Raw genomic sequence first — 23,158 nt, 5'->3', positions numbered from 1 at the left:
ACGTAAAAAATCAGATTAAGAAAAGTGCTTTACTATCTGTTTGAATTTCTACAGGAATATAATTTCCCCGGCTCTCGTCTGATGAGCTACATCACTTTCCGTTCGGGAGCGGCGCTGCTGCTGTCGCTTTTCATCGCGCTTGTGTTCGGACGTAAGATCATCGACCGTCTCCAGCTTATGCAGGTTGGTGAGATTATCCGTGACCTCGGGCTTGAAGGCCAGATGCAGAAGACGGGTACTCCGACTATGGGAGGTGTGATAATAATCATATCCATACTTGTCCCTTGTCTGCTTGTTGGCGATCTCAGTAACATATATATGTTGCTCATGATAATATCGACCATCTGGCTCGGATCGCTCGGTTTCTGCGATGATTATATTAAGGTGGCGAAACACGACAAGGAAGGGATGAAAGGCAAGTTCAAGATTATCGGTCAGGTCGGACTCGGCCTTATCGTCGGTCTTACCATGTATTTCAGCCCTGACATAACTCAGCGTGAGGTTATACCGGTTGAATCTACAGAGAATAATGTTGAATCGGTATATATCTCGGATTCGCATGATGTGAAATCCACACAGACAACCATTCCTTTTGTCAAGGACAATAACTTTGACTATGCCTATCTTACACAATGGATGGGGCCCTATGCACAGGCCGGAGGTTGGATTGTGTTTGTCATCGTGGTCATTGTCGTCGTGGCGGCTACAAGTAACGGTGCTAATCTTACCGACGGACTTGATGGGCTGTGCGCGGGGACATCGGCTATCATCTGTGTGGCTCTTGCCATCATGGCCTATCTCGGAGGCAATGTCATCTACTCGACATACCTTAATATAATGTATATACCGCAGTCGTCGGAACTCGTTGTGTTCATGTCGGCTTTCATCGGGGCGCTGATAGGCTTCCTGTGGTATAATGCCTATCCGGCTCAGGTATTCATGGGCGACACAGGCTCGCTGACCATCGGTGGCATCATAGCCGTGTTTGCAATCCTCATCCACAAGGAATTGCTTATCCCCATACTGTGCGCGATATTTTTTGTGGAGGACCTGTCTGTCATGCTTCAGGTGGCCTATTTCAAATACACCAAGAAGAAGTATGGTCAGGGTCGTCGCATATTCAAGATGACCCCGCTCCACCATCACTATCAGAAACCGGGCAATTCGGGAATCGAGGCTCTGATTCAAGCTCCTTTAAGAGCTATTCCGGAGTCGAAGATTGTCACCCGCTTCTGGATTGTCGGCATATTCCTTGCCGTCATTACTTTTGTAACTCTTAAAATCAGGTAACAATCCTGACCTCAACAATAAAAAAACAACGAAATGTCAAAAAATCTCGTAGTACTCGGCGGAGGAGAAAGCGGTGTCGGAGCCGCCATCCTCGGCAAGGAAAAAGGAATGAACGTCTTTCTAAGCGACTATGGAACGATAGCCGACAACTATCGTCGGCAGCTTGATGAAGAAGGCATCGAGTGGGAGGACGGCCGTCATTCCATGGATCGTATTCTTGCAGCCGACGAGGTGGTCAAGAGTCCCGGAATAGCTCCTTCGACCCCGGTCATGAAGGCTATCACTGAGAAAGGTATTCCGGTGATTTCTGAAATCGAGTTTGCCGGACGCTATACGGATGCAAAGATGGTCTGCATCACCGGTAGCAACGGCAAGACTACCACCACGCTCCTCACCTACCATATACTTAAAAATGCAGGCCTCAATGTCGGCCTCGCAGGTAACGTCGGCCGCAGTCTTGCGCTTCAGGTCGCGCGTGACCATCATGATGTCTATGTCATCGAGCTGTCAAGTTTTCAGTTGGAAAACATGTATTCGTTCAGGGCGAATATTGCAGTGATTCTCAACATCACCCCCGACCATCTTGACAGATATGAGTATAAGATGCAGAACTATATCAATGCCAAGTTCCGCATTCTTAACAATCTTACTCCGCAGGATGCTTTCATCTATTGGCAGGATGACCCTGTGATTGCCCGCCAGCTTGAACGCATACGTACGGAGGCGCAGATGTTTCCCTTTGCCGAACACCATGAGCAGGGAAGCCGTGCTTGGGTCGACGATGAGTCTTCGCTCGTAATAGATACGCCTGAAACCTCGCTCAACATGCCGCGTGCGGAACTCTCGCTCAACGGTCTCCACAATCTCTACAACTCTATGGCGGCGGCTCTTTCGGCCTGCATCCTTGATATTGACAAGGAAGAAATCCGCGAGGCTCTCGGCGATTTCGAGGGCGTGGAACATAGGCTGGAATACGTTGCGACAGTCAACGGAGTGCGTTATATCAATGACTCCAAGGCTACCAATGTCAACTCTTGCTGGTATGCGCTTGAATCTATGCCGGAGAATACGGTTCTGATTCTTGGCGGCAAGGATAAGGGCAACGATTACAGTGAAATCCTTCCGTTGGTCAGGGAGAAGGTCAAGGCCATTGTCTGCATGGGCAAGGATAACGCAAAACTGCTTGACTTCTTCGGCAATGAAGTCCCGGAAATCTACGACACACATTCCATTGAAGAAGCTGTCGGAAAATGTGCGTCGATCGCATCTCCGGGCGACACTGTGCTGCTTTCGCCATGTTGTGCGAGCTTTGATCTATTCAGTAGCTACGAAGACAGAGGCCGCAAGTTCAAGGAGCAGGTCGGAAGGCTTAAGGCTTGAAACTTCGGTCAAGGCTTGGTCCTTCTCTCCACATAGCTCAATACTTTGTCATCAATAAATTCATCCTTAATAATTAGAAATAAGTGTCAGTTGAATCTCCCTCCATTCAGGTCGATGAGCAGCAGTCAACCGTAAAACCGAAGGCTGTCGCCAAGGCCGACAAACATATCTGGGGTATATTCATAGCCCTGTGCATCATATCTACAATCGAACTCTACAGCGCTTCGTCGCGCGAGGTCGCAAGTTCGTCGATAGGTGTGATGGGGCCTATCATACGTCATCTCGTCATGCTTGGCGGCGGTGCTCTGATTGTCTGGTTCCTGTCGAAACGCCACTACTCGGAGTTCATCCCACTGACTCTCGGATTTGCCGCTGTCAGTGTGGTCATGATGGTCTATGTGATGTTTTTCGGTGAGATTGTCAACGGTGCACGACGGTCGCTTACGATTTTAGGTATAGGTATCTATCCGGCCGAAATGGTCAAATTGTCGGCTGTGTTGCTGATAGCCCTCGTCATGTCGTGGAATCCCAACACACAGAAGGTTGGCGTTACGTCGAATGCTGTGATCTACTCCGGAGTTATAGTGTTGATGCTAAGTGGTCTGCTGATTGAGCAGGGTCTGACCAACACATTGCTTCTGTTGTCTATCAGCTATTCGATGATGATTGTCGGCGGCGTGAGGCTTGTCCATCTTCTGGTCCTTACGGTTGCTTATGCCGCATGTGGCGGAGTTTTTATATTATATCTGCTATTAAGCGAACCGAAAGATATTCCGGCTGATGCCGAGCAGAAGGTTGAAATGATTGATGGCAAGGAGAAGAAAAATCCGACACGTCTCGACACATGGATTGCCCGTCTTCAGCGTCATGGTCAGGATTCTGTCCCTAAATGGGAAATTCCGGCAACGGGCAAGAACCGTCAGGAGATTCTTTCATACATGGCACAGGCCAATGGTGGCATCTATGGGGTAGGGCCGGGCAATTCACGTGAGGCTTCGCGGTTGCCCTTGGCTTTTTCCGACTATATATTTGCGATTATCATTGAGGAGCTCGGTCTAATCGGTGGAATCGTGGTGCTGGTTCTCTATCTGTGGTTGCTCGGACGCGCTTTGGGCATAGCCTCGCACTGCAACCGCACTTATCCGGCTCTTGTGGTCATCGGCATGGCTATCATGATTGTGTTTCAGGCCCTGTTCCACATGGGCATTGTGAGCGGATTCTTCCCGGTTTCAGGCCAACCGCTCCCATTGCTGTCGAAAGGCGGAACTTCAATTGCAGTCACCGCCATAGCATTCGGAATAATGCTTTCGATAAGCCGGACAGCCACACGGCAGGGAAGCCGTAAACAGGATATACGCGATGAGATTGATGCACTTCCCGAACAGTTCGATGCAGAAAATCAGATGCAGTTGTGAGCAATAAAGGCTTTATAAGTGTTAAATTTGTAATTGAAATGTAAATTACCACTTTTAAAGGTTTCTAAATAATAAACGAAGATACGACTATGACAGATTCAAGGAATCAAGGTAACGGAAGTCCCGCCGTGAAACGAGTGCTGATTTCAGGCGGAGGAACGGGTGGACATATCTTCCCGGCGCTTTCGATAGCGAATGCCATCAGGCGTCGTTATCCCGATGCTGACATCCTTTTTGTCGGTGCGCAAGGCCGCATGGAGATGGAGCGTGTCCCGGCAGCCGGCTATCCTATCGAGGGATTGCCTGTGGCCGGATTTGACCGCAAGCGTCTGTGGCGTAACTTCGGAGTGTTGATTAAACTATGGAAATCGCTCCGCAAGGCCCGCAGGATTGTCCGCCAATTCAAGCCTGACATTGCAATCGGTGTGGGAGGCTATGCGAGTGGTCCGGTGTTGAAACAGGCTCAGAAGCAGGGTGTCCCGACACTTCTGCAGGAGCAGAATTCCTACGCCGGCGTGACCAACAAACTTCTTGCACGCAAGGCTGAGGCTATATGCGTGGCATATGACGGCATGGAGCGTTTCTTCCCGGCCGATGTTATAATCAAGACCGGAAACCCTGTGCGTAGCGATCTCGACGGCTGTTCGTTGTCGCAGCGCGAAGCGAAAGTTAAGCTGGGCTTCGATGCCGACCGTCCCCTGATTCTCTCTGTAGGTGGAAGCCTTGGTGCGCGCACCGTAAACGAGGCTATCGCCGCCTCGCTCCCCATGCTTCACAACAAGGGTATCAGTCTCTTGTGGCAGACCGGCCGCTATGGCGAAAAAGAATTCCAGTCGACGGCAGCCGGTTATGACAATGTTAAAGCCATGACCTTTATATCGGATATGGCTACCGCCTATCGTGCTGCCGATTTAGTCGTGTCGCGTGCCGGTGCGGGGACAATTTCGGAACTTCAGAATCTTGCAAAGGCGTGCATCCTTATCCCCTCGCCAAATGTGGCCGAGGACCATCAGAGGCATAATGCCGAGGCCCTGTCGACCAATGGTGCTGCCGTGATGATTCTCGATGCCGATGCCGTCCGTGAACTGCCTCAGACTATTTCCGAGCTTATCGACGAGCCTGAAAAACGTAAGGCTCTGAGCCGGGAAATCTCTAAAATGGCTTTGAAAAACGCCGATGAGATAATAGTCGACAAGATAACGGAAATTCTTGGAAGATAAAAATCCTTATCAATAAAGCTCCTCATTTATAATCATCTAAAGGGAATATGTCATGAACAAAGACTTGACTAACATACAGAATATATATTTTGTCGGTGCAGGTGGCATCGGCATGGCAGCTCTCGAACGCTATTTTCTTGCCAAGGGTAAAAAGGTTGCCGGATATGACCGTGCGTCCACAGCGCTGACCGATGAGTTGCGCAGTGAAGGTGTCGACATTTCATTTGACGAGAGTGCTGATACGATTCCTGCTGATTTCCGTAATCCGGCTACTACACTTGTCGTCTACACTCCGGCTGTTCCGGCCGATCTACCGATTCTGGTATATTTCCGTGACAACGGATTCGATGTCATGAAACGCGCGGCCGTCCTCGGACTTATCACCCGTTCGTCACGTTCACTCTGTTTTGCCGGAACTCACGGTAAAACAACCACTTCATCAATGGCCGCACATATTCTCGCAAGCGGTTCGGTCGGATGTAATGCCTTCCTTGGCGGTGAACTCATCAACTACGGTACTAATTTTCTTCTCAGCCCCTCGTCGGATTTCAGTGTCATTGAGGCCGACGAGTTTGACAGGTCTTTCCATCATCTGACTCCTTATGTGGCTGTGATTACGGCTACCGATCCGGATCATCTTGACATATACGGCGATGAGGAGGCTTATCTTGAGAGTTTCGCGCATTTCACCGAACTTATCCGTCCCGGCGGTTCGCTTGTGATTCATGAGGATCTCAAATTGCGCCCCAGACCGCAGGAGGGTGTGCGCGTCCTGACTTATTCGCGCGATAAAGGTGATTTCCATGCGACATATATCCGTCGTGAACCCGGCAATATAACGTTTGACATCGTAACCCCCAGAGGTACTATCCGCAACGTGAATCTCGGAGTCCCAGTCGAGGTGAACATCGAGAATGCGATAGCGGCCGTGGCTGCGGTGTGTCTGACAAACGCGTGGGAACCTGAGGTTATCCGCGAGGCCATAAGCTCATATCGCGGGACTAAACGCCGATTCGAGACACATCTCAAGGAAGATAACGGTGCGGGACATGTCATTATCGATGATTATGCCCACCATCCCGAGGAAATTCGAAAGTCAATCGAATCGGTCAAGGCCCTTTATCCGGGCCGCAGACTGACAGTCGCATTCCAGCCCCATCTCTACTCACGCACACGTGATTTTGCGGCTGAATTTGCCGACGCGCTTTCGGCTGCCGATTCGCTCGTTTTGCTCGATATTTATCCTGCCCGGGAAGCTCCGATTGACGGTATAAGCTCTCAGATCATCTTTGACAGTGTTAAATGTGAGGATAAAATCTTAATTAGCAAAGAAAAATTGGTGGAAACGTTGAAAAATCGTAACTTTGACATCCTACTAACCCTTGGAGCCGGAGATATAAACACCTATATCCCTCAAATCATTGGCTCACTGCAAGAATAATCAAGCTGTTTTTACCGTAAAAACCGTATTTTGAATAGACATGTCCGACTATCTTAAGGTCATATTTTCATTGATGCTTGTCGTCTATCTCATTGTCGCCCTCTCGATGACAGTGAGCGAGGCCGATACTCAGCTATGTCGCGCTTTTGAAATATCGGTCGAGGATAGCGACAGCGGCAACAGCTTTGTGACTGCCGGCGAACTTGCCCGTGAACTTGACTCCCTCCCGGAGAAAGCTCCCGGAATGGCTCTCGCCAACATAAATACTCAGAAAATACGCAAGCATCTGCTCGACCTTGACAAGATCGAGGATGTGGAAGTGCTGCGCATGACCGACGGGACTATCCGCATCAAGGCTGTGCCCATTATTCCGGTAGCACGTGTCTTTTATCCCGGAGGTTCATACTATATCAACAAGGCCGGAAAGAAGGTTAGCGCCGATGCGCGCTACCACAAGGATGTCCCCTTGATTGAAGGAAGTTTTGAATATCCCGACTCGACTTTCACGCCTGAATCGCTGCTTCCGTTGCTCAGCTACATCTCTAACGATTCGGTGTGGAACTCCTATATCTCGATGATAAAGGTCAAGTCACCGACCGACATCATTCTTGTACCGGTCATCCGCGAACATGTCATCAACATCGGCGCGCCTGAAGGTTTTGATGATAAGTTCTCACGGCTTAAGAGATTCTATAAAGAGGTGCTTCCCCAGCAGGGCTGGGAGAAATACGACACCCTGACTCTGAAATGGAAAGGGCAGCTTGTGGCCTCGAAACGCAGGCATGCCACTCAGAAAGTTCCGACCGTCCACTATGACGATGATGAGACGGTCGATATGGGAACGATGCTTGCCGGCGAGGGGGTAGCCCCCGGACAGACAGTCCCCGGTGTAAAGGCCCACTCTGAAAAGCCTATTCCGGCAAGTCAGAAACATTAAAAATTAATCCGATAAATCATACATCTCCAATGGAAGATAAATATATAGTGGCTCTCGAAATAGGGAGTTCAAAAATAAAAGGAGCGATAGGCACGGTAGATGCCTCAGGGACGTTGAGTGTCAAGACTGTCGAGGAGGAAAGGCTCATTGACAGCGTTCGCTACGGTTGCATTCTCAATGTCCTTGAAACTGCAACTGCCATACGCAATGTGCTCAATCGTCTGGAGCAGCGCGAACCTCAGCGAAAAATCACCGGGGTATACGTGGCTGTCGGAGGTCGCTCACTCATGTCGGAGGATAAAGTGATTGAACGCAACCTCATGTCAGAGATGGAGATTACAAATGCGATGATAAAGGATATCACTGACGAGGCTATCAGCACTCAGCTCCATGAGCGCACCATTGTCGGTGTATCGCCAAAAGAATTCCGTGTCGACAATTTTCCTGCTCCGAGAGTTGTCGGCATGTTCGGTTCGCATATTTCCGCACGTCTCAACCTCATCAGCTGCCGAGACCAGTTGATGCGCAAGCTCAACATGGTTCTTGACGAGCGTCTGCACATAGCTATCAACGATTTCTTTGTCCGTCCTCTTGCCGAAGCTGACCTTGTGCTTTATCCCGAGGAGAAGCGACAGGGATGTATGTTTGTTGACTGTGGTGCTGATACGACAACTGTTGCCATCTACAAGAACGGTGTGCTGATGTATCTGTCGACAATACCTATAGGGTCGCGTCATATAACCCGCGACATCACGGCTCTCAACATTCTCGAAGAGCGTGCTGAAGATTTGAAGATTGAAGGTGGCAATGCCCTTCCAAATTCGGATTCAGCCAATATTCCTCACAATGTGGCCGGTGTTGATTTCGCTCAGATAAACAACTATGTCGCCGCCCGTGCCGGGGAAATTGTGTCCAACATCAACGAGCAGATCAAATATGCCGGGCTGAGCCCCGACAAGCTTCCCGGAGGTATAGTCCTTGTGGGTCGCGGAGCGAAACTCAACGGATTCGACCGTCGTCTGTCCAATCTCACGACCATGAACGTGCGCTTCGGTTCTCCGACCAACCGTATACGCATTCTTGACGGTCGTCTGAATGGATCGGATCATGTTGACGTTATATCACTTCTCTCTGCTGCCGCCAAAGAAAAGGATGTGCGTGAGTGCATGGAGCGTATCATGCCTGAATATTCCTATGCTTCCGCGTCACAGCAGCAACCGGTACAACCGGTTCAGCCTGTGCAGCCTGTTCAGCCTGTACAACCGGTGCAGCCTGCCCCTGAACCTGCTCCGGTTTATCAGCAGCCGGCCTACCAGCCTCAGCAACAGCCTTACCAGCCGTCCTATCAGTCTCAACAGGCTCCGCAAGCCGCTCCCTATCAGCAGCCTCAGCAACAGCCTTATCAGCCTGTACAGCAGCAACCCCAATATCAGCCTGTACAACAGCCGCAGCCGATGCAGCAGCCCGTGCAGCCACAGCCTGTACAGCCTCAATATCAGCCCTCCTATCAGCAGCCTCAGCCTCAACCTCAATATCAGCAGCCTCAGCCGGCTCAGCCTCCGGTCGCAGGCGGTTATCCCTATCAGGCCGGACAGCACCCCTATCAGGCCCCACAGACTCCCGATAATCCCTATCGCAGTCAGGCCCGTAACATCACTGCTGCCGAGAATACGGCTAAACCGGCTGTCGAACCCCAGCAGACAAAGACCCCTAACTGGTTGGCCCGAAAATTGGGGGCACTTCGTGACCGTGCGGTATCACTCATGACAGAACCTGTCGAAGATGATGATCCCGACAACGACAACTAATCAGACTATGCTTTGATAAAAAATAGTTTAGAATAAATTTTATACACTGACGTCTAACCTCAAGCAGTAAAAAAATGGACGAAAACAAAAATCAGTATAATCAAGACATTTCAGACACTTCTGCCTTCAAGGGCAATACTATGGCTCCTGACCTCGCATGCAATATAATGGCTATTGGTGTGGGCGGTGGCGGCAACAATGCCGTAAACCACATGTATGTACAGGGCATCAAGAGTGTTTCGTTTGTCAATATCAATACAGACCGTCAGGCTCTATGTCATTCGCAAGTGCCGCACACTCTTGAAATCGGCGACGGCCTCGGTGCGGGCAACAAACCGGAAAAAGCCCGTGATTTCGCAGAGGAGAGTGCCGAAGAGATTGCAGCCTTGTTCGATGACCAGACGAAAATGGTGTTTATCACTGCCGGTATGGGTGGTGGAACAGGTACAGGTGCTGCACCTGTGGTCGCACGTATCGCCAAGCAGCGTGGCCTGCTTACAATCGGTATCGTGACGATTCCCTTCCTTTTCGAAGGACAGAAAAAGATTAAGAAAGCGATTGCCGGAGCTGACGAGATGGCAAAGCATGTAGATGCGCTCCTTGTCATAAACAACGAACGGCTCGGTGAGATATACGGCGATCTTGATTTCCTTAACGCGTTCGGTAAGGCCGATGACACTCTCTCGATTGCCGCCCGTTCGATTTCGGAGCTTATAACTTGCAACGGCCTCATCAACCTTGACTTCAACGACGTTGATTCGACTCTTCGCGACGGTGGTGCTGCAATTATCTCTACCGGCTACGGCGAAGGTGAGGAGCGTGTCACCAAGGCTATCCGCGACGCACTCAACTCACCTCTTCTGAAAAACCGTGACATCCTCGGTTCGAAGAAGCTCCTGTTCAACCTCTATTTCAATCCCAACGCAGAGGAGAAATTCCTCATGAGCGAGACCCGCGAAATCACCGACTTCATCGGCTCGATTACGACCGATGTCGATGTCATCTGGGGTGTCGGATTTGACGAAAACCTCGGCAACGGTGTGAAGATGACTATTCTCGCCTCAGGATTTGATGTCACTCTCCGTGAAGAGGAAGAAGAGCTTATGGCAAACGGCATGAGCGGTTTCGGATTCGGTGGCGGTAAGCCCGGCGGACGTCCCGCAACCCCGACTCCTCCTCCTGCACCGGCCAAGAGCGGAATCAATACTGCTCCGGCAACACCTGTTGCGCCTAAGCCCGCGACACCTAATCCGTCGGAGATAACCGACGAGCGTCTTGCCGAGGAATATGGCCTTACAAAAATCAAAGACCTTACCGAAGGCAAGGACCGCACATCTACTATAATCCTTGGCCTTGACCAGCTCGACGATGATGCAATCTGCGACATACTTGAGAAGTATCCTACCTACAAGCGCGACCGCAAGATTGTCGAGAGTGTCCGCACCGGAATGTCGGAATATGTTGGCTCTCACTCAACCTCGCCTGTGCAGCAGGGAGGAACGCCGGGTATGACTGTTGTCTTCGGCTAATCCGAGAGTTTATATATATAAGGATAAGCGAAGCAGGATTCCCGACCGGGAGTCCTGCTTCGCTTTATTACCATAACTATTCTATAGCCGTGTCATCTTACTCTGTTGAGCAATTCCGGCGATGGAGATTCGTAGTTGGAGATATTGAGCTTGATTTTCATCAGCTCATCGAGGGTGTGTGACGGAGATTCCACTTTATCGGGGATTGGCATCCGGGAGTATTGACGGAAATATTGCAGACATGCGTCGCGCCACCATTTTGCGTCGCGCAGTTGAGTGTCGAGCCTTAACGCGACATCCGCATAAACCGCGGGGTCTACATACGGCCGGGCGTTTTTCCATACATCCTGATAGGTCGCTACCTTGTCGACACCGCGCTGATATGCGTGACAGAGTTCATCCCATAAGCTTCTTCCTGATTTCATGGTATGGGTCCATGAGACATGATGAAACCACAGAAGGAATTCTTCGGGACATGTGTTTATGTCGGCAAGCTGTTCTCTGAATCCTTCGGGATATTGGCCGGTTGCGTTGCTTCCTGTCGGAGAGCGGTCAAAGCCTATGCCCTCGTTGTCGGCACGGTGATAGTAGACCGGAAGCCAGTCGGGGCGTGCGCCTTCCACTTCGCACCAAGGCTCAGGGCCGTAGTGGTGGCCGAATGCAAAGAGATGGTGGAGACCAAGGGGCATCATGTAGTCGACCACGGCTTCACGGCTGGTCAGAAACATGTCGATGAGTGATGTGTAGACCTCATTTGCTGTCTGCGTCTTGTCGACAAGGTGTGACGCAATCCATTCGTCGGCAATCCTGCCGGGTGTAAGTTCAGGATTCCAAGCCATCCGCCCGAATGCATACCAGTTTGCTTGAGCAAGTGGATTGCCTGTCCAGTTTTCGTCGTCACCGATGTTTGCCACGCCTGAAACAGCTTTTAGAGATTCGGGACGTACGTATTCAAAAAATTCGCTCCACATCGGGGCGAGATATGCCAGATGGTTGGCATGGCCGAGATATTCCTGTGTCACCTGAAATTCGACCATCTGGTCTGTCTTTGGCATAGCGCCGAAGAGCGGAGAGTAAGGTTCGCGCGGCTGGAAGTCGATAGGGCCGTTTTTTATCTGTATTATTACGTTTGATTCAAATTTGCCGTCGAGTGGCTGAAACTCAAGATAGGCTTGCTTTGCCCTGTCGGCATCGGCCGGGGAATAGACAAATGCACGCCACATCACAATTCCGCCGTAAGGTCTGAGCGCTTTGGCCAGCATGTTTGCGCCGTCGGCATGACTACGGTTGAAATCCATTGGCCCCGGTTGTCCTTCGGAATTGGCTTTGACAAGAAATCCTCCGAAATCGGGAATCAGTCGGTAGATTTCCTTGGCTTTGTCTTTCCACCATTTGTTGACTCGTTTGTCGAGCGGGTCGGCAGTTGGAAGCGAGTCAAGAGCCATTGGTGAGGCGAAATTGACCGAAAGATATACCTTTATTCCATAAGGACGGAATATGTCGGCGAGTCGGGCCACCTTGACCAGATAGTCGTGTGATAGGATGCGGGGCGAGGCATTGACATTGTTGAGCACCGTACCGTTTATTCCGATTGCCGCATTGGCGCGTGCGTATTCCTCATAGCGAGGTGAAACGGTCGTCGGTAGTTCGTCCCATTTCCAAAGGGAGTGTCCGGCATAGCCTCGCTCGATTGTTCCGTCGAGATTGTCCCAATGGTTGAGTATTCGCAGATCGTAGGCAGGTGAATCGTATAGACAGCTGTCTTTTCCGCTCTGTGGATTGCGAAGCAGGGCGTATGCGCCGTATAATATCCCAAGGTCATCAGAACCTTGTATGATCACCTCATCATCTGTCCGGCTGATTGCATATCCGTTGCGCGGGAGTTTCTTGGCGATTCCTTTTTTAGTCAGTCTGACAGGCTGTCCATTCCAGTTGTCGCGTAGCTCGCGGCATGCGATTGAGAGAGTCGGTGACAGGTGCTCTTGTGTGACTGTCACTGTTGCCTTATCGTCTTTTCCGTAGGGAAGCCAGCTGATTCGGCCTTGGTTTTCTGTCGCCGTGAGAGTGTGTGACAGAAGTATGAATAATGATAAAAAAAGTGTCCGATATTGATTCATAGACTGAAATATATGTTTGGTAGATGTTAAAACGGATTATATAAAGTCAGAATTCGATTGGCTGATATTTCCAATATGTTGGTCGGAATGTCTATCCACTCAACTTTATGTGATTCGGGAAAGTTTTATGAATATACAATCCCCAAATTCGAAAAGTCATGAAACGAATAGCAGCATTAGCCCTTTCGGCAGCAATCGCAGGTTCTACTCTTATGGTAGGACAGACAAATGTATCGTTTTGGATGGACCTTGGAGGAGCAGGAGTAAGTGTCAACCATCATTCAGGCCGTCATGTGCCGCCGCCACCTCCGCCACGCAGGGTGGTTCATTACGTGGACTATGGCTGGGACGGCCCGCGTGGTTACTACGATTACGGAGACCATCACCACAGCAAGAAGCTGAAGAAAAGATATAAGAAGTATCGTAAGGCTCAGAAAAAATTCTACAAGGAACTCTACAAACATCACAGACATCATGGCCATCACCATTGGGATGACGATGATGATTGAACAGAGTAGGGACGTGGTTTTTTACCGCGTCCCTACTTTCTGCTTGTCCCGAAGATTACTCATCATAATGGTCGCCTCCTCCGTCAATCGGTAGGATATGACCGTCTTCGTCGTAGGTAAGCTCGCATACCTTAAGGCTGCGTAGCCATGATTTGCCCCCGGAGGGGACACTGTCGTGATGGAACAGATACCACTTACCCTCATATTCTATGATGCAGTGATGGGTGGTCCATCCGACAACAGGAGTTAGAATCACACCCTGATAGACAAAAGGTCCGTAGGGGTTGTCGCCGATGGCATAGCAGAGCAGATGGCTGTCGCCGGTGGAATACGAGAGATAGTATTTACCATTATATTTGTGCACCCACGAGGCTTCGAAGAAGCGGTGGGGGTCATTTGCTTTCAAAGGATTTCCGTCGGCATCGAGAATCACTATCGGACGCGGTTCTTCAGCGAACTGAAGCATGTCTTTTGTCAGGCGTACACAGCGCGAGGGGAGAGCCGGTTCGTCTCCTTCAGGAAGATAGGCCGATTCAAGCGCCTTGTTGTCGCTGTAGCGCTGAAGCTGACCGCCCCACAGGCCGCCGAAGTAGAGATAATACTCACCATTGTCGGGAAGAACGCAGATGTCCATCGAGTATGAACCGCGTATAGGGTCGGGCTGAGGAATGAACGGTCCTTCAGGACGGTCGCTTACGGCTACACCGATGCGGAAAATGTCGTTTTTGTCCTTAAGCGGGAAATAAAGATAGTACTTTCCATCCTTTTCCGTGCAGTCGCAGTCCCAGAGCTGTCGGCCGGCCCAAGGAATATCCGCGATATCGAGCGCCTTGCCGTGGTCTGTGACTTTTCCGGTCATGGGGTTGCCGTCGATGCTCAGTACGTGCATGTCTTTCATGACATACTGGTCACCATTGTCGTTTTCGACGTTTTCACATTCCCAGTCGTGTGACGGGTATATATATATCCTGCCGTTGAACACATGGACGCTCGGATCGGCCATGTAGTCATCGGGAAACAGGTATCTTTTTTCGGGAGACAGTAGTTTCATATGGCGTTATTGATTTTAATTGTATTTATCGCTGTCACTTTGCAGTGGATTCGGCAAGCCGGTTTTCCATGAATGGCTTGAGATTGTAGTCGCGGTCAAACAGCAGCGGGTATTCCACACGGCCTTTCATCGGGAAATTGTTTTTCCATGACATGCCGTCGTGTGTGCCCCATGCGGTTACTCGTGATATGACGTCAGAATGGCGCAGGAGTATGTCGGTCACAGAGTCCATCCGGCAGTTCCAACGCTCGGCAATCTCGGCCGGCATTCCGTCGGGATAAGGATTGAAGACCGTGTTGTAGACAATGCTGTCGGAGATGTTGGCGCTGTGGCTGACGGTCGGGAGGGCGCTCATGTCCCATTCGGTGATCATCACATTGCAGCCTGTCGAAGCATAGGCCTCGATTGACTTCTCGAATTCATTGAAATCGGGATAATCCATACCCATGTGGGCCTGCATGCCTATCCCGTCGACGCGGAGTCCTTTTGACTTCATGTCGTTGACGAGTTTCACGTATGCGTCACGTTTTGCCGGCACGTTCATGGCATAATCGTTGATATACAGTTCCGCATCAGGGTCTGCTTCGTGGGCATACTGGAAGGCAAGAGGAATAAATTCCTCGCCCAGAATATCGTAGAACGGCGATTTGCGGTAAGAACCGTCTTCCATGATTGCTTCGTTGACAACATCCCATCCCTTTATTTTACCTTTGTAGCGAGTCACGACGGTTGTTATGTGGTCGCGCATGCGCTGTTTCAGCACATCCGGCGTGGCAGGTTTGCCTTCGGAATCGACGGCAAACCAAGGGGCGAGCTGAGAGTGCCATATCAGAGTGTGTCCGATTATAGCCATGTTGTTGCGCTGTCCGTAATCGACAAAAGCGTCGGCATCATCCCAGAAGTAAGTGTTTTCAGCCGGATGGATTTCTTCACACTTCATACAGTTTTCAGCCACGATTGAATTGAAGTGGCGGCGAACGATTGAATCGGATTTCGGATCATCTCCTTTGACATGGGGCATGTTGATTGCCGCTCCAATCAGGAAGTCGTTGGCAAAATATTCTTTCATCGTCGGCTCGGCTTTCTCAGTGGCACATGCCGATAAGAGGAATAAGGTCGCTGTAGATACTGGCAGGACGAATTTTTTCATAATCTTATTGTAGTTGGTGAAGTTTGTCGTGGGATGATGGTCAATGGCGAGATTCGATTTCACGGTTGATACGGTCGATTACATCGTCGTCAAGTTCATAGCGTGAGATGATGAACATTGCGAGGGCGAGGAGAATGGCTGGAATGACAGCTACGAGCCAGAGGATGCCCTGCTGTGCGAACGGAGTCTGTGTCAGTGCCTCTTTCTGGAAGCCTACGAAGGCGAGTACGAGTCCGGGGACAACTCCGCCAAGAGCCATGCCGGCTTTGTAGAAAATGCCGGTGAGGGCATTGACGATGCCTGAGATGCGTCGGCCGTGGGTGTATTCTCCGTAGGAGATGACTTCAGGCACGAGAGCCCACATGTAGCCGGTGGCGACGATTACGCCGGTCGATTTGATGAACTGGGCAATGTAGACGAGTATCATGTACTGTTTCAGGGCCTCGATCATTGAGATGGCATAGAGCATTGCCATGCCGATGATTGCCACTACAAGGAAGATGTAGAACATGCCTTTCTTGCCGACCATTTTCTTGATTGCCGGAATCATCGGCATGAAAATGAATGCAGGGATTGAGCCGAGTCCCATGAAAATTGAAAGTTCGGCTGCAGAGCCTCCGAGATTATACTGGATGTAGTATGCACCGGCTGCGTTTCCGACTGCCATCATGGCAAATGCGGTCACAAAGAAGAATGCGAGTATGCGCAGCGGACGGTTATGTACGAATTCCATCCAAAGGTCGGTCACTTTGACATTTTCTGTCTCTTTGGAATCCATCACCACACGTTCGCGGCACTGGGAGAAGCAGAATATCAGAAGTCCGAGCCCGACACAGCCATATAGGGTCATGGTAGCGAACCATGCACCGTCGTTCATCGACATGTCTGTCGTTTCGGTCGGGTCGAAAATGCGGAGCACGAACGGAATACCCATTCCGACGGCAAGACCGCCGACGTTTGCCATGAACATGCGCACCGATGTGAGCTTTGTGATTTCGGCCGTGTCGCGTGTCAGAGATGCGTTGAGTGCGCCGTAGGGGACGTTGACGAGAGTGTAGCACATCGAAAGCCCCACATATGTAATATAGGCATAAAGCAGAGAGCCGGAAAAGCCGTTCCAGAAACACAGAATGGCAAAACCGGTCAGAGGAATGCCTCCAAGTATCAGGTAGGAGCGGTATTTACCTAACCGGGGATTGCGTTTGTCGACAAAAGTTCCGACAATGGGGTCCCAGATGACGTCGACTATACGTACAATAAGAAACATGACAGCTGCTACGGCTGGGTCAAGCCCATAGACATTCGTGTAGAAAAACAGCAGATACATGCTGATGGTCTGATAGATGAGGTTTTGCGCGAGGTCGCCTGAACCGAATCCGATGCACTGTAGCATGGACAGTTTGTAGAAGCCTTTTGACTCCTGTGACTGTGACATATTGATACTTGCTTCCATGGATTTAAAGAATACTTATGGTAAGATGAGGTGGTTTTGACAGGTTATTTTATGATTGCATCTGCAACGCGCCGGCCGAGAGTCTTTTTATCAAGCGGATGGATGTCGTTCCACTCGCCGAGGTCGGAATTCCGGATAATGGTGGTGTTTGGAGTCTCATCGGCGACTTTGGCCTGCACGCTGCGCATTTCAGCCCATGCCGCACGTCCTTCATGGTCGGATGGATGGAGGAAATCGGCGAGTTCAACGATATAAAACGGCATATCATTGTCGCCCGACGCGTCGCGCCAGTTGGAAATCATCGTCTTAAGCAACGCTCCATACTCGTTGCGACGGCTCACGTTCGATTCGCCCTGATACCAGACTGTTCCTGCTACGGGATAGTCGATGACTGGTGAAATCATTGCGTTGTAGAGCACTGCCGGTTTGTAGCAATAAAATTCCATGGCCGGTCCCTGAGGCATCGGTGCTCCGAGATGATAGCGCCATTTGCCCTCAAGGTTGATAGATTCGTTTCCGACAATTATCTTATATGGCTTTTCGGCAACGAAATGTGGATTTCCGTTCTGGCTGATGACGCGTACGGTGACATTGTTTGTACCCTCGCGGAGGACACCTTCCGGAATGTTGTAGATGCGCGGAGGGTACTGATAGCTTGTCGTGCCGACGAAAGTTCCGTTGACATATACCGAGTCGGCATCGACGATGCAGCCTAAGCGGATTACGCCCGGTTTTCCTGCCATCGAGGCCGGAAGCTCGACATTTTTGCGAAGCCAGTGAGAGCCGTTGACAGGGTTGAGGCCGTCGTTGCTCCAGCGGTCAGTGCCGTCGTTCAATGTTCCGCTGATAAGGTCTGTTTCAATCCATGATGAATCATCGAATTCGGGAGCATACCATTTCACCTCAGAGTGAAGTCCCGGGTCACCGGCCCACATCGCGGCATTCCATCGCGAATAGTTCTCGCTTTCGAGACGCTTGATATGGTCGCGGTAAGAATCGTCGCTGTATATCAGTTTTTCATTGATTGCGCGGGGGAATGAAGAGAGGTTCGCCTCGCTTATCCAAGCTTCGACAGGTGTGCCGCCCCACGAGGCGTTGACGATACCCACAGGCAGCCCTGTCTTTTCGTGAAGTGCCTTGGCGGTGAAGTAGGCGAGAGCTGAGAAATTCATGGCATCCTCATCGACCGATTTCCACGTGGAAGGGCTTACGTCGTCGCGCTCGGATGCAAAGTCGAATTCCTTGGGCACGATAAAATGGCGGATATCCGAATTTCTGTAGGATGCGATTTCATCTGCAAACATATCGGTCACACGTCTGACCGGGAGTTCCATGTTTGACTGGCCGGAACATAGAAGCACATCTCCGACGGCAACATTCGTGATGGTTTTATCACCGGCTTCGATGGTGTATGTCCTGCCGGTTTTGAGAGCCGGAAGCGACGCTGTCCAACGACCGTCGGCATCAGCCTTGACGGTGGTTTTGTTACCTTTGATAATCTTGATGGTTATTTCCTCGCCGGGGTCGGCATATCCTCGCAGATGGAGTGGTCGGTCGCGTTGCACGACCATGCCGTCGGAATATATCTGGGGAAGTCTGACCTCGGCGTGAGCTGACATCAGGCTTAAGAATGATATTATGCTTAAGGCGATTAATCTGGTCATGGTTTATGTCTGCTGTGATAAAGTTTGGCGGTAGGATTTCGGGAGCGAAGATAGCGTATTTTGGTTGAATAGAGATTCTTCAGGCGTTTCATATCCGTATTGATATGTAACATACCACTCATATTGGTATAATTTTACATGCCTGATTTCAAAATTGTCGACACAAATGCGGATGAGTCGTCCAATGAGGTGGCTCATCAACGTTGAGAGTGCGAATCCGCTTCCGGTTTCCGTCAATGTCGATTTCAATCTGCTCGACGGACGCAAGGCCGATACGTTTTCCTCGCCCAATGCCCCCTGTGATATTGATAAAATATGATTCTGAATAGTGGTCCCGGCTGTTATGAATGTGCTTTTAAGTGGGAGGAATAAGGCTTATGTTTTTAATGTAATAGAGACATCGATTATCCGTATGCCGTGGGATGTCCTATTTTTTTATTCTGATATAGCTGCCGTCAATTATGATTTCATCCATGTCGGCGAGGTGGCGGATTTCCGTAATTATATTTTCACGGTTTTCAGGAATATCCCGCAGAAGGGCTGTGATTTCACAACCGCCCGGCTGGTTTGCACGGTAGATGATGGTGTTGCGGAGACTTTCACGGCCTGATGCCGGGATGCGGTTCTTTTTGCGCTTGTTGCGGCACACATCGCACTTGCCGCAATCCTGCGGGTCTTTCTCTCCAAAATAGCGTAGCATCCCTTTGGCCCGGCATTCGGTGGCTGAGAATACAAATTCTTTCATTGCGTCGAGCCGGATACGCATCCGCTCTCTCTGATGCTCGTAGACTTCAAGAGGAAGTATGACATGTTTCGGGAGTTCGCGGGAAGTCGTATAATATATATAAGGTGTAGTCCGGCGCGGGATGTAGTGGATGGCGTGGAGACGTGTGAGATAGAGTAGGGTCTGGTAGACCGTTTCGGTCGACATCATGGTCGCACGTGCGATGGTCAGCTCGCTTATGGGGACATAGTCGGCAAACAGGCCTGTGTAGGTGCGCAGTATGCACTGGAACACCTCTTCGGCATCGTCGGTCATTTCAAGGCCATATAGCTCATCTTTTTTCATGATGATCATGAGCCGAGATGTCGATGTTGTCTCCTCGATATATTCAATGTAGCCTGCACGGCTGAGCAGATGCAGGGCGCTTTGCGTCGGAATTGGCGGCAGGGAGTAGGTCCGGCAGAAATTCTCAAGGCTGAATTCATATAGCTGTCCGTAACCGTCGCCGACAGCAACGTTGAGAAAGTTGCCTGCCAGTTCATACACATGGCTGATGAAATCTTTCTCGGGGAAACTTTCGCTTAGCCTGCGCGAGAGGGTGGCTTTGTCGCGCGACGATGCGATGACGACGGCAAACGACTCCTTTCCGTCGCGTCCGGCTCTTCCGGCTTCCTGATAATACTCTTCGAGCGATGAAGGGAGGTCGTAGTGTATGACTGTTCTGACATCCGGTTTGTCTATGCCCATTCCGAAAGCGTTTGTCGCCACGATTACGCGTATGTGGTCGTTTTTCCATGCGTTCTGGCGCAGCTCTTTGTCCTCGGGTGCGAGTCCGGCATGATAATAGTCAGCGCTTATGCCTTCTCTTGTGAGCAGCTGGGCTATCTCGCGGCATCTGCGCCGGGAGCGGACGTAGACAATACCGCATCCCGATGTGGCATTCAGAACACGCAGCAGTGTCTCCTCCTTGAAGTCGGCATAGCGGACGATGTATGATAGGTTGTCGCGTGTGAACGAACGGGCAAACACTCTCGGTTCGCTGAAGCGGAGACTGCGCATGATGTCGGCAGTCACTTCCGGAGTGGCCGAGGCGGTGAGTGCGAGGATTGGAACGTGTTCGCCTGTAATCTCGCGGAGCTTGGCTACCTTGAGATATGAAGGGCGGAAGTCATAGCCCCACTGCGAGATGCAGTGGGCTTCGTCGACCACTATGAGGCTCACGTCCATGCTGCGGAGCTCGGCAATGAAATTGTCGTTTTGCAGACGTTCGGGCGAGACGTAGACGAGCTTGACTTTCCCAAGGCGGCATCGTGTCAGTCCGAGGTTCGCTTCGCGCCGTGTGAGGCCCGAATGGAAGTAGACAGCTCTGATGTCGCGTTTCTTCAGGTTGTCGACCTGATCCTTCATCAATGAAATCAGCGGTGTCACCACAATGGTAAGTCCCGGCAGCAGCAGCGCCGGGACTTGAAATGTGATGGACTTGCCTCCGCCTGTCGGCAGAAGTCCGAGCGTGTCATGTCCGCCGAGCACGGAATCAATGATTTCGCGTTGCATCGGCCTGAACGCATCGTAGCCCCAATATTGTTTGAGTATGCTCAGAGGCATAGGCTTGTGGCGAATGTCGGTTTTCGTGGGGTCTGTTTCAGTCGAGATGTATGGCCTTGACGAAAAGTTGAATGGCAGAACCGCCCTTGTGCTTGTTTTCCTCGATGGTGTAGCAGATGCTGAATGGCTTGCCTGAATGGATATGGTCAAACATCTGTGCGCTGTTGAACACGATTCCGTTCATTACCTTTCCGCATGTCGGGTCTACAAGGTCAAGTTTGATGTGCTCGCTGTGACGGCCGACGAGTTTCGATGTGCCGAAGTCAGTGACATTCCGTGTGCAGAACACGGGTTTGTTGTTGCCGGGCCCGAATGGATTGAATTGTTTGAGCAGACCGAGAAACTCCGGGGTTATTTCTGAGAATGTCAGATAGGAGTCAATGTCGAGCTGAGGTGTGAGCTGGTCGGGACGTATATTGTCGCTGACAAACTGCTCGAATCTCCGGGTAAACTCCGGGATGTTCTCTTCTTTCAGTGACAGTCCGACCGCGTAGGTGTGACCGCCGAAGTTTTCAAGCAGGTCGCGGACAGATTCGACCGCGCGGTAGACATCGAACCCCTGTACCGAGCGCGACGAGCCTGTCGCAACTCCGTTCGAATAGGTTAGCACGACCGATGGCTTGTAGTAAAGCTCTGTCAGTCGTGATGCGACGATGCCGATGATGCCTTTGTGCCAGTTCTTGTTGTAGATGACGATTGATTTTTTGTCGGAGAGCGTTTCGCTCTGTTCCTCAAGGATGGCGTTGGCTTCGTCGGTAATCTGTTTGTCAAGTTCCTTACGGTCCTGATTGTAGCGGTCGATTTCCTTTGCGCGGGCATATGCGTCGGGGATGTCGCGCGACACGAGCAGGTCTACCGCCTCTTTTCCGCTCTGCATTCTGCCCGAGGCATTGATGCGCGGGCCGATTTTGAAAATCACGTCGCTGATGGTGATTTCGCGCGATGCAAGTCCGCAGATGCGGATGATGGCGCGCAGTCCCATGTTTGGATTGGAGTTGAGGCGCTTCAGACCGTGGTAGGCCATGATGCGGTTTTCGCCTACCATTGGGACGATGTCGGCTGCGATTGAGACGGCCACGAGGTCGAGCATCCCTTCGAGATCGGAGCAGCCGAGACCGTTGGAGATTGCAAAGGCCTGCATGAACTTATAGCCCACGCCACAACCCGAAAGGTGCGGACATGGATAAGGACTCCCTTCGAGTTTGGGATTCAATATGGCCACTGCCGGCGGAAGAGTCTCGTCGGGAACGTGGTGATCGCAGATTATAAAGTCGATGCCCAGAGTGCGGGCATATTCTATCTCTTCCGTCGCCTTGATGCCGCAATCAAGGATAATGAAGAGTTTGACCCCTTGACGGGCGGCCATGTCTATGGTGGCCTTCGAGATGCCATATCCGTCCTCGTTGCGTGTCGGGATAAGGTAGTCGATGTGGGAGTAGAAATTGCGCAGGTATTTATAGACGAGAGCGACGGCGGTTGTTCCGTCGACGTCATAATCACCATATACAATAATCTGCTCTTTTGACCCCATGGCACGGTTAAGCCTGTGGACGGCTTTGTCCATGTCGGGCATAAGGAACGGGTCGTGCATATCCTTCAGCGACGGGTGGAAAAATTTTTCCGCCTCCTCGACAGAGGAAATGCCCCGTTGCACCAGCAGCTCGCTAATGGGCGGTACTCCGGCATAGCGCTTGGCCAGACCGGACTCCACTTCTTGTTCGTCGGATGTAAGGGGACAGTAATTCCATTTACTTGTCATTTATGTTGTTTCTTTTTTATTTCAAAAGAAGGCGGGGCGGGTCAATGACTTCTTTGTCAGACCCGTGGAGTGGGAAAGAGGAAAACTAAGAGGAGATGGACTGTCG

16 protein-coding genes and 1 pseudogene are annotated in these 23,158 nt (G+C 50.8%); 10 read left to right on the top strand and 7 right to left on the bottom strand.

Features of this window, described 5'->3' with window-relative positions:
• Positions 1 to 24: 24 nt before the first annotated feature.
• From mraY to ftsZ, 8 genes and pseudogenes are all read left to right on the top strand, one after another.
• Positions 25 to 1,290 (top strand): phospho-N-acetylmuramoyl-pentapeptide-transferase, encoded by a 1,266-nt coding sequence (gene mraY / locus QZ311_RS06075; RefSeq protein ID WP_297065428.1) that lies wholly within the window; start codon positions 25 to 27, stop codon positions 1,288 to 1,290.
• Positions 1,291 to 1,323: 33 nt separating this feature from the next.
• Positions 1,324 to 2,670, top strand: coding sequence for a UDP-N-acetylmuramoyl-L-alanine--D-glutamate ligase (gene murD / locus QZ311_RS06070; protein WP_297065424.1), 1,347 nt, complete (start codon positions 1,324 to 1,326; stop codon positions 2,668 to 2,670).
• 83 nt (positions 2,671 to 2,753) lie between these two features.
• Positions 2,754 to 4,085, top strand: a complete 1,332-nt coding sequence (locus QZ311_RS06065; RefSeq protein ID WP_297065421.1) for an FtsW/RodA/SpoVE family cell cycle protein — start codon at positions 2,754 to 2,756, stop codon at positions 4,083 to 4,085.
• Positions 4,086 to 4,174: 89 nt separating this feature from the next.
• Positions 4,175 to 5,305: an undecaprenyldiphospho-muramoylpentapeptide beta-N-acetylglucosaminyltransferase gene (gene murG / locus QZ311_RS06060; RefSeq protein ID WP_297065418.1), complete on the top strand. Its 1,131-nt coding sequence runs from the start codon at positions 4,175 to 4,177 to the stop codon at positions 5,303 to 5,305.
• 52 nt (positions 5,306 to 5,357) lie between these two features.
• Positions 5,358 to 6,746 carry a UDP-N-acetylmuramate--L-alanine ligase gene (gene murC / locus QZ311_RS06055; protein WP_297065416.1) on the top strand — a complete coding sequence of 463 codons (1,389 nt, stop codon included), beginning with the start codon at positions 5,358 to 5,360 and terminating at the stop codon, positions 6,744 to 6,746.
• A gap of 40 nt (positions 6,747 to 6,786) precedes the next feature.
• A complete protein-coding gene (locus tag QZ311_RS06050) occupies positions 6,787 to 7,683 on the top strand; it encodes a hypothetical protein (RefSeq protein WP_297065413.1) in 897 nt (298 codons plus the stop codon).
• A gap of 29 nt (positions 7,684 to 7,712) precedes the next feature.
• Positions 7,713 to 9,491: a cell division FtsA domain-containing protein gene (locus tag QZ311_RS06045; RefSeq protein WP_297065409.1), complete on the top strand. Its 1,779-nt coding sequence runs from the start codon at positions 7,713 to 7,715 to the stop codon at positions 9,489 to 9,491.
• A gap of 140 nt (positions 9,492 to 9,631) precedes the next feature.
• Positions 9,632 to 10,579: pseudogene (gene ftsZ / locus QZ311_RS06040) on the top strand (cell division protein FtsZ); the annotation flags it as partial.
• Positions 10,580 to 11,112: 533 nt separating this feature from the next.
• On the opposite strand, the gene QZ311_RS06035 reads toward ftsZ, so the two are convergent.
• Positions 11,113 to 13,137 (bottom strand): alpha-glucuronidase, encoded by a 2,025-nt coding sequence (locus QZ311_RS06035; protein ID WP_297065405.1) that lies wholly within the window; start codon positions 13,135 to 13,137, stop codon positions 11,113 to 11,115.
• Positions 13,138 to 13,295: 158 nt separating this feature from the next.
• Between QZ311_RS06035 and QZ311_RS06030 the strand changes: the two genes are divergently transcribed.
• Complete coding sequence (locus tag QZ311_RS06030) at positions 13,296 to 13,646, top strand: hypothetical protein (protein ID WP_297065403.1); 351 nt, start codon at positions 13,296 to 13,298, stop codon at positions 13,644 to 13,646.
• A gap of 55 nt (positions 13,647 to 13,701) precedes the next feature.
• On the opposite strand, the gene QZ311_RS06025 is transcribed toward QZ311_RS06030, so the two are convergent.
• Genes QZ311_RS06025 through QZ311_RS06010 form a run of 4 tightly spaced genes read right to left on the bottom strand, consistent with a single transcriptional unit; the run spans position 13,702 to position 18,964 of the window.
• A complete protein-coding gene (locus QZ311_RS06025; RefSeq protein ID WP_297065503.1) occupies positions 13,702 to 14,688 on the bottom strand; it encodes a glycoside hydrolase family 43 protein in 987 nt (328 codons plus the stop codon).
• A gap of 43 nt (positions 14,689 to 14,731) precedes the next feature.
• Entirely contained in the window at positions 14,732 to 15,847 is a 1,116-nt protein-coding gene (locus tag QZ311_RS06020; RefSeq protein WP_297065501.1) for an endo-1,4-beta-xylanase, read from the bottom strand.
• Positions 15,848 to 15,887: 40 nt separating this feature from the next.
• On the bottom strand, positions 15,888 to 17,300 hold the full coding sequence (locus QZ311_RS06015) for an MFS transporter (protein ID WP_297065400.1): 1,413 nt from the start codon (positions 17,298 to 17,300) through the stop codon (positions 15,888 to 15,890).
• A 44-nt stretch (positions 17,301 to 17,344) separates the two neighbouring features.
• A complete protein-coding gene (locus QZ311_RS06010; protein WP_297065398.1) occupies positions 17,345 to 18,964 on the bottom strand; it encodes a sialate O-acetylesterase in 1,620 nt (539 codons plus the stop codon).
• A gap of 172 nt (positions 18,965 to 19,136) precedes the next feature.
• On the opposite strand from QZ311_RS06010, the gene QZ311_RS06005 reads away from it, so the two are divergent.
• Positions 19,137 to 19,283 carry a hypothetical protein gene (locus QZ311_RS06005; protein WP_297065395.1) on the top strand — a complete coding sequence of 49 codons (147 nt, stop codon included), beginning with the start codon at positions 19,137 to 19,139 and terminating at the stop codon, positions 19,281 to 19,283.
• A 108-nt stretch (positions 19,284 to 19,391) separates the two neighbouring features.
• Here the strand turns inward: QZ311_RS06005 and QZ311_RS06000 are convergent, their stop codons facing one another.
• Complete coding sequence (locus tag QZ311_RS06000; RefSeq protein WP_297065393.1) at positions 19,392 to 21,293, bottom strand: ATP-dependent DNA helicase RecQ; 1,902 nt, start codon at positions 21,291 to 21,293, stop codon at positions 19,392 to 19,394.
• A gap of 37 nt (positions 21,294 to 21,330) precedes the next feature.
• Positions 21,331 to 23,052, bottom strand: coding sequence for a single-stranded-DNA-specific exonuclease RecJ (gene recJ, locus QZ311_RS05995; RefSeq protein WP_297065390.1), 1,722 nt, complete (start codon positions 23,050 to 23,052; stop codon positions 21,331 to 21,333).
• Between the last annotated feature and the right edge of the window lie 106 nt (positions 23,053 to 23,158).

Origin of the sequence: uncultured Duncaniella sp. (assembly GCF_910578445.1) — a bacterium.
Taxonomy (GTDB): Bacteria; Bacteroidota; Bacteroidia; order Bacteroidales; family Muribaculaceae; genus Duncaniella.
The sequence above is the reverse complement of the archived record's forward strand: the minus strand, read 5'-3'. Positions and strand labels throughout refer to the sequence as shown.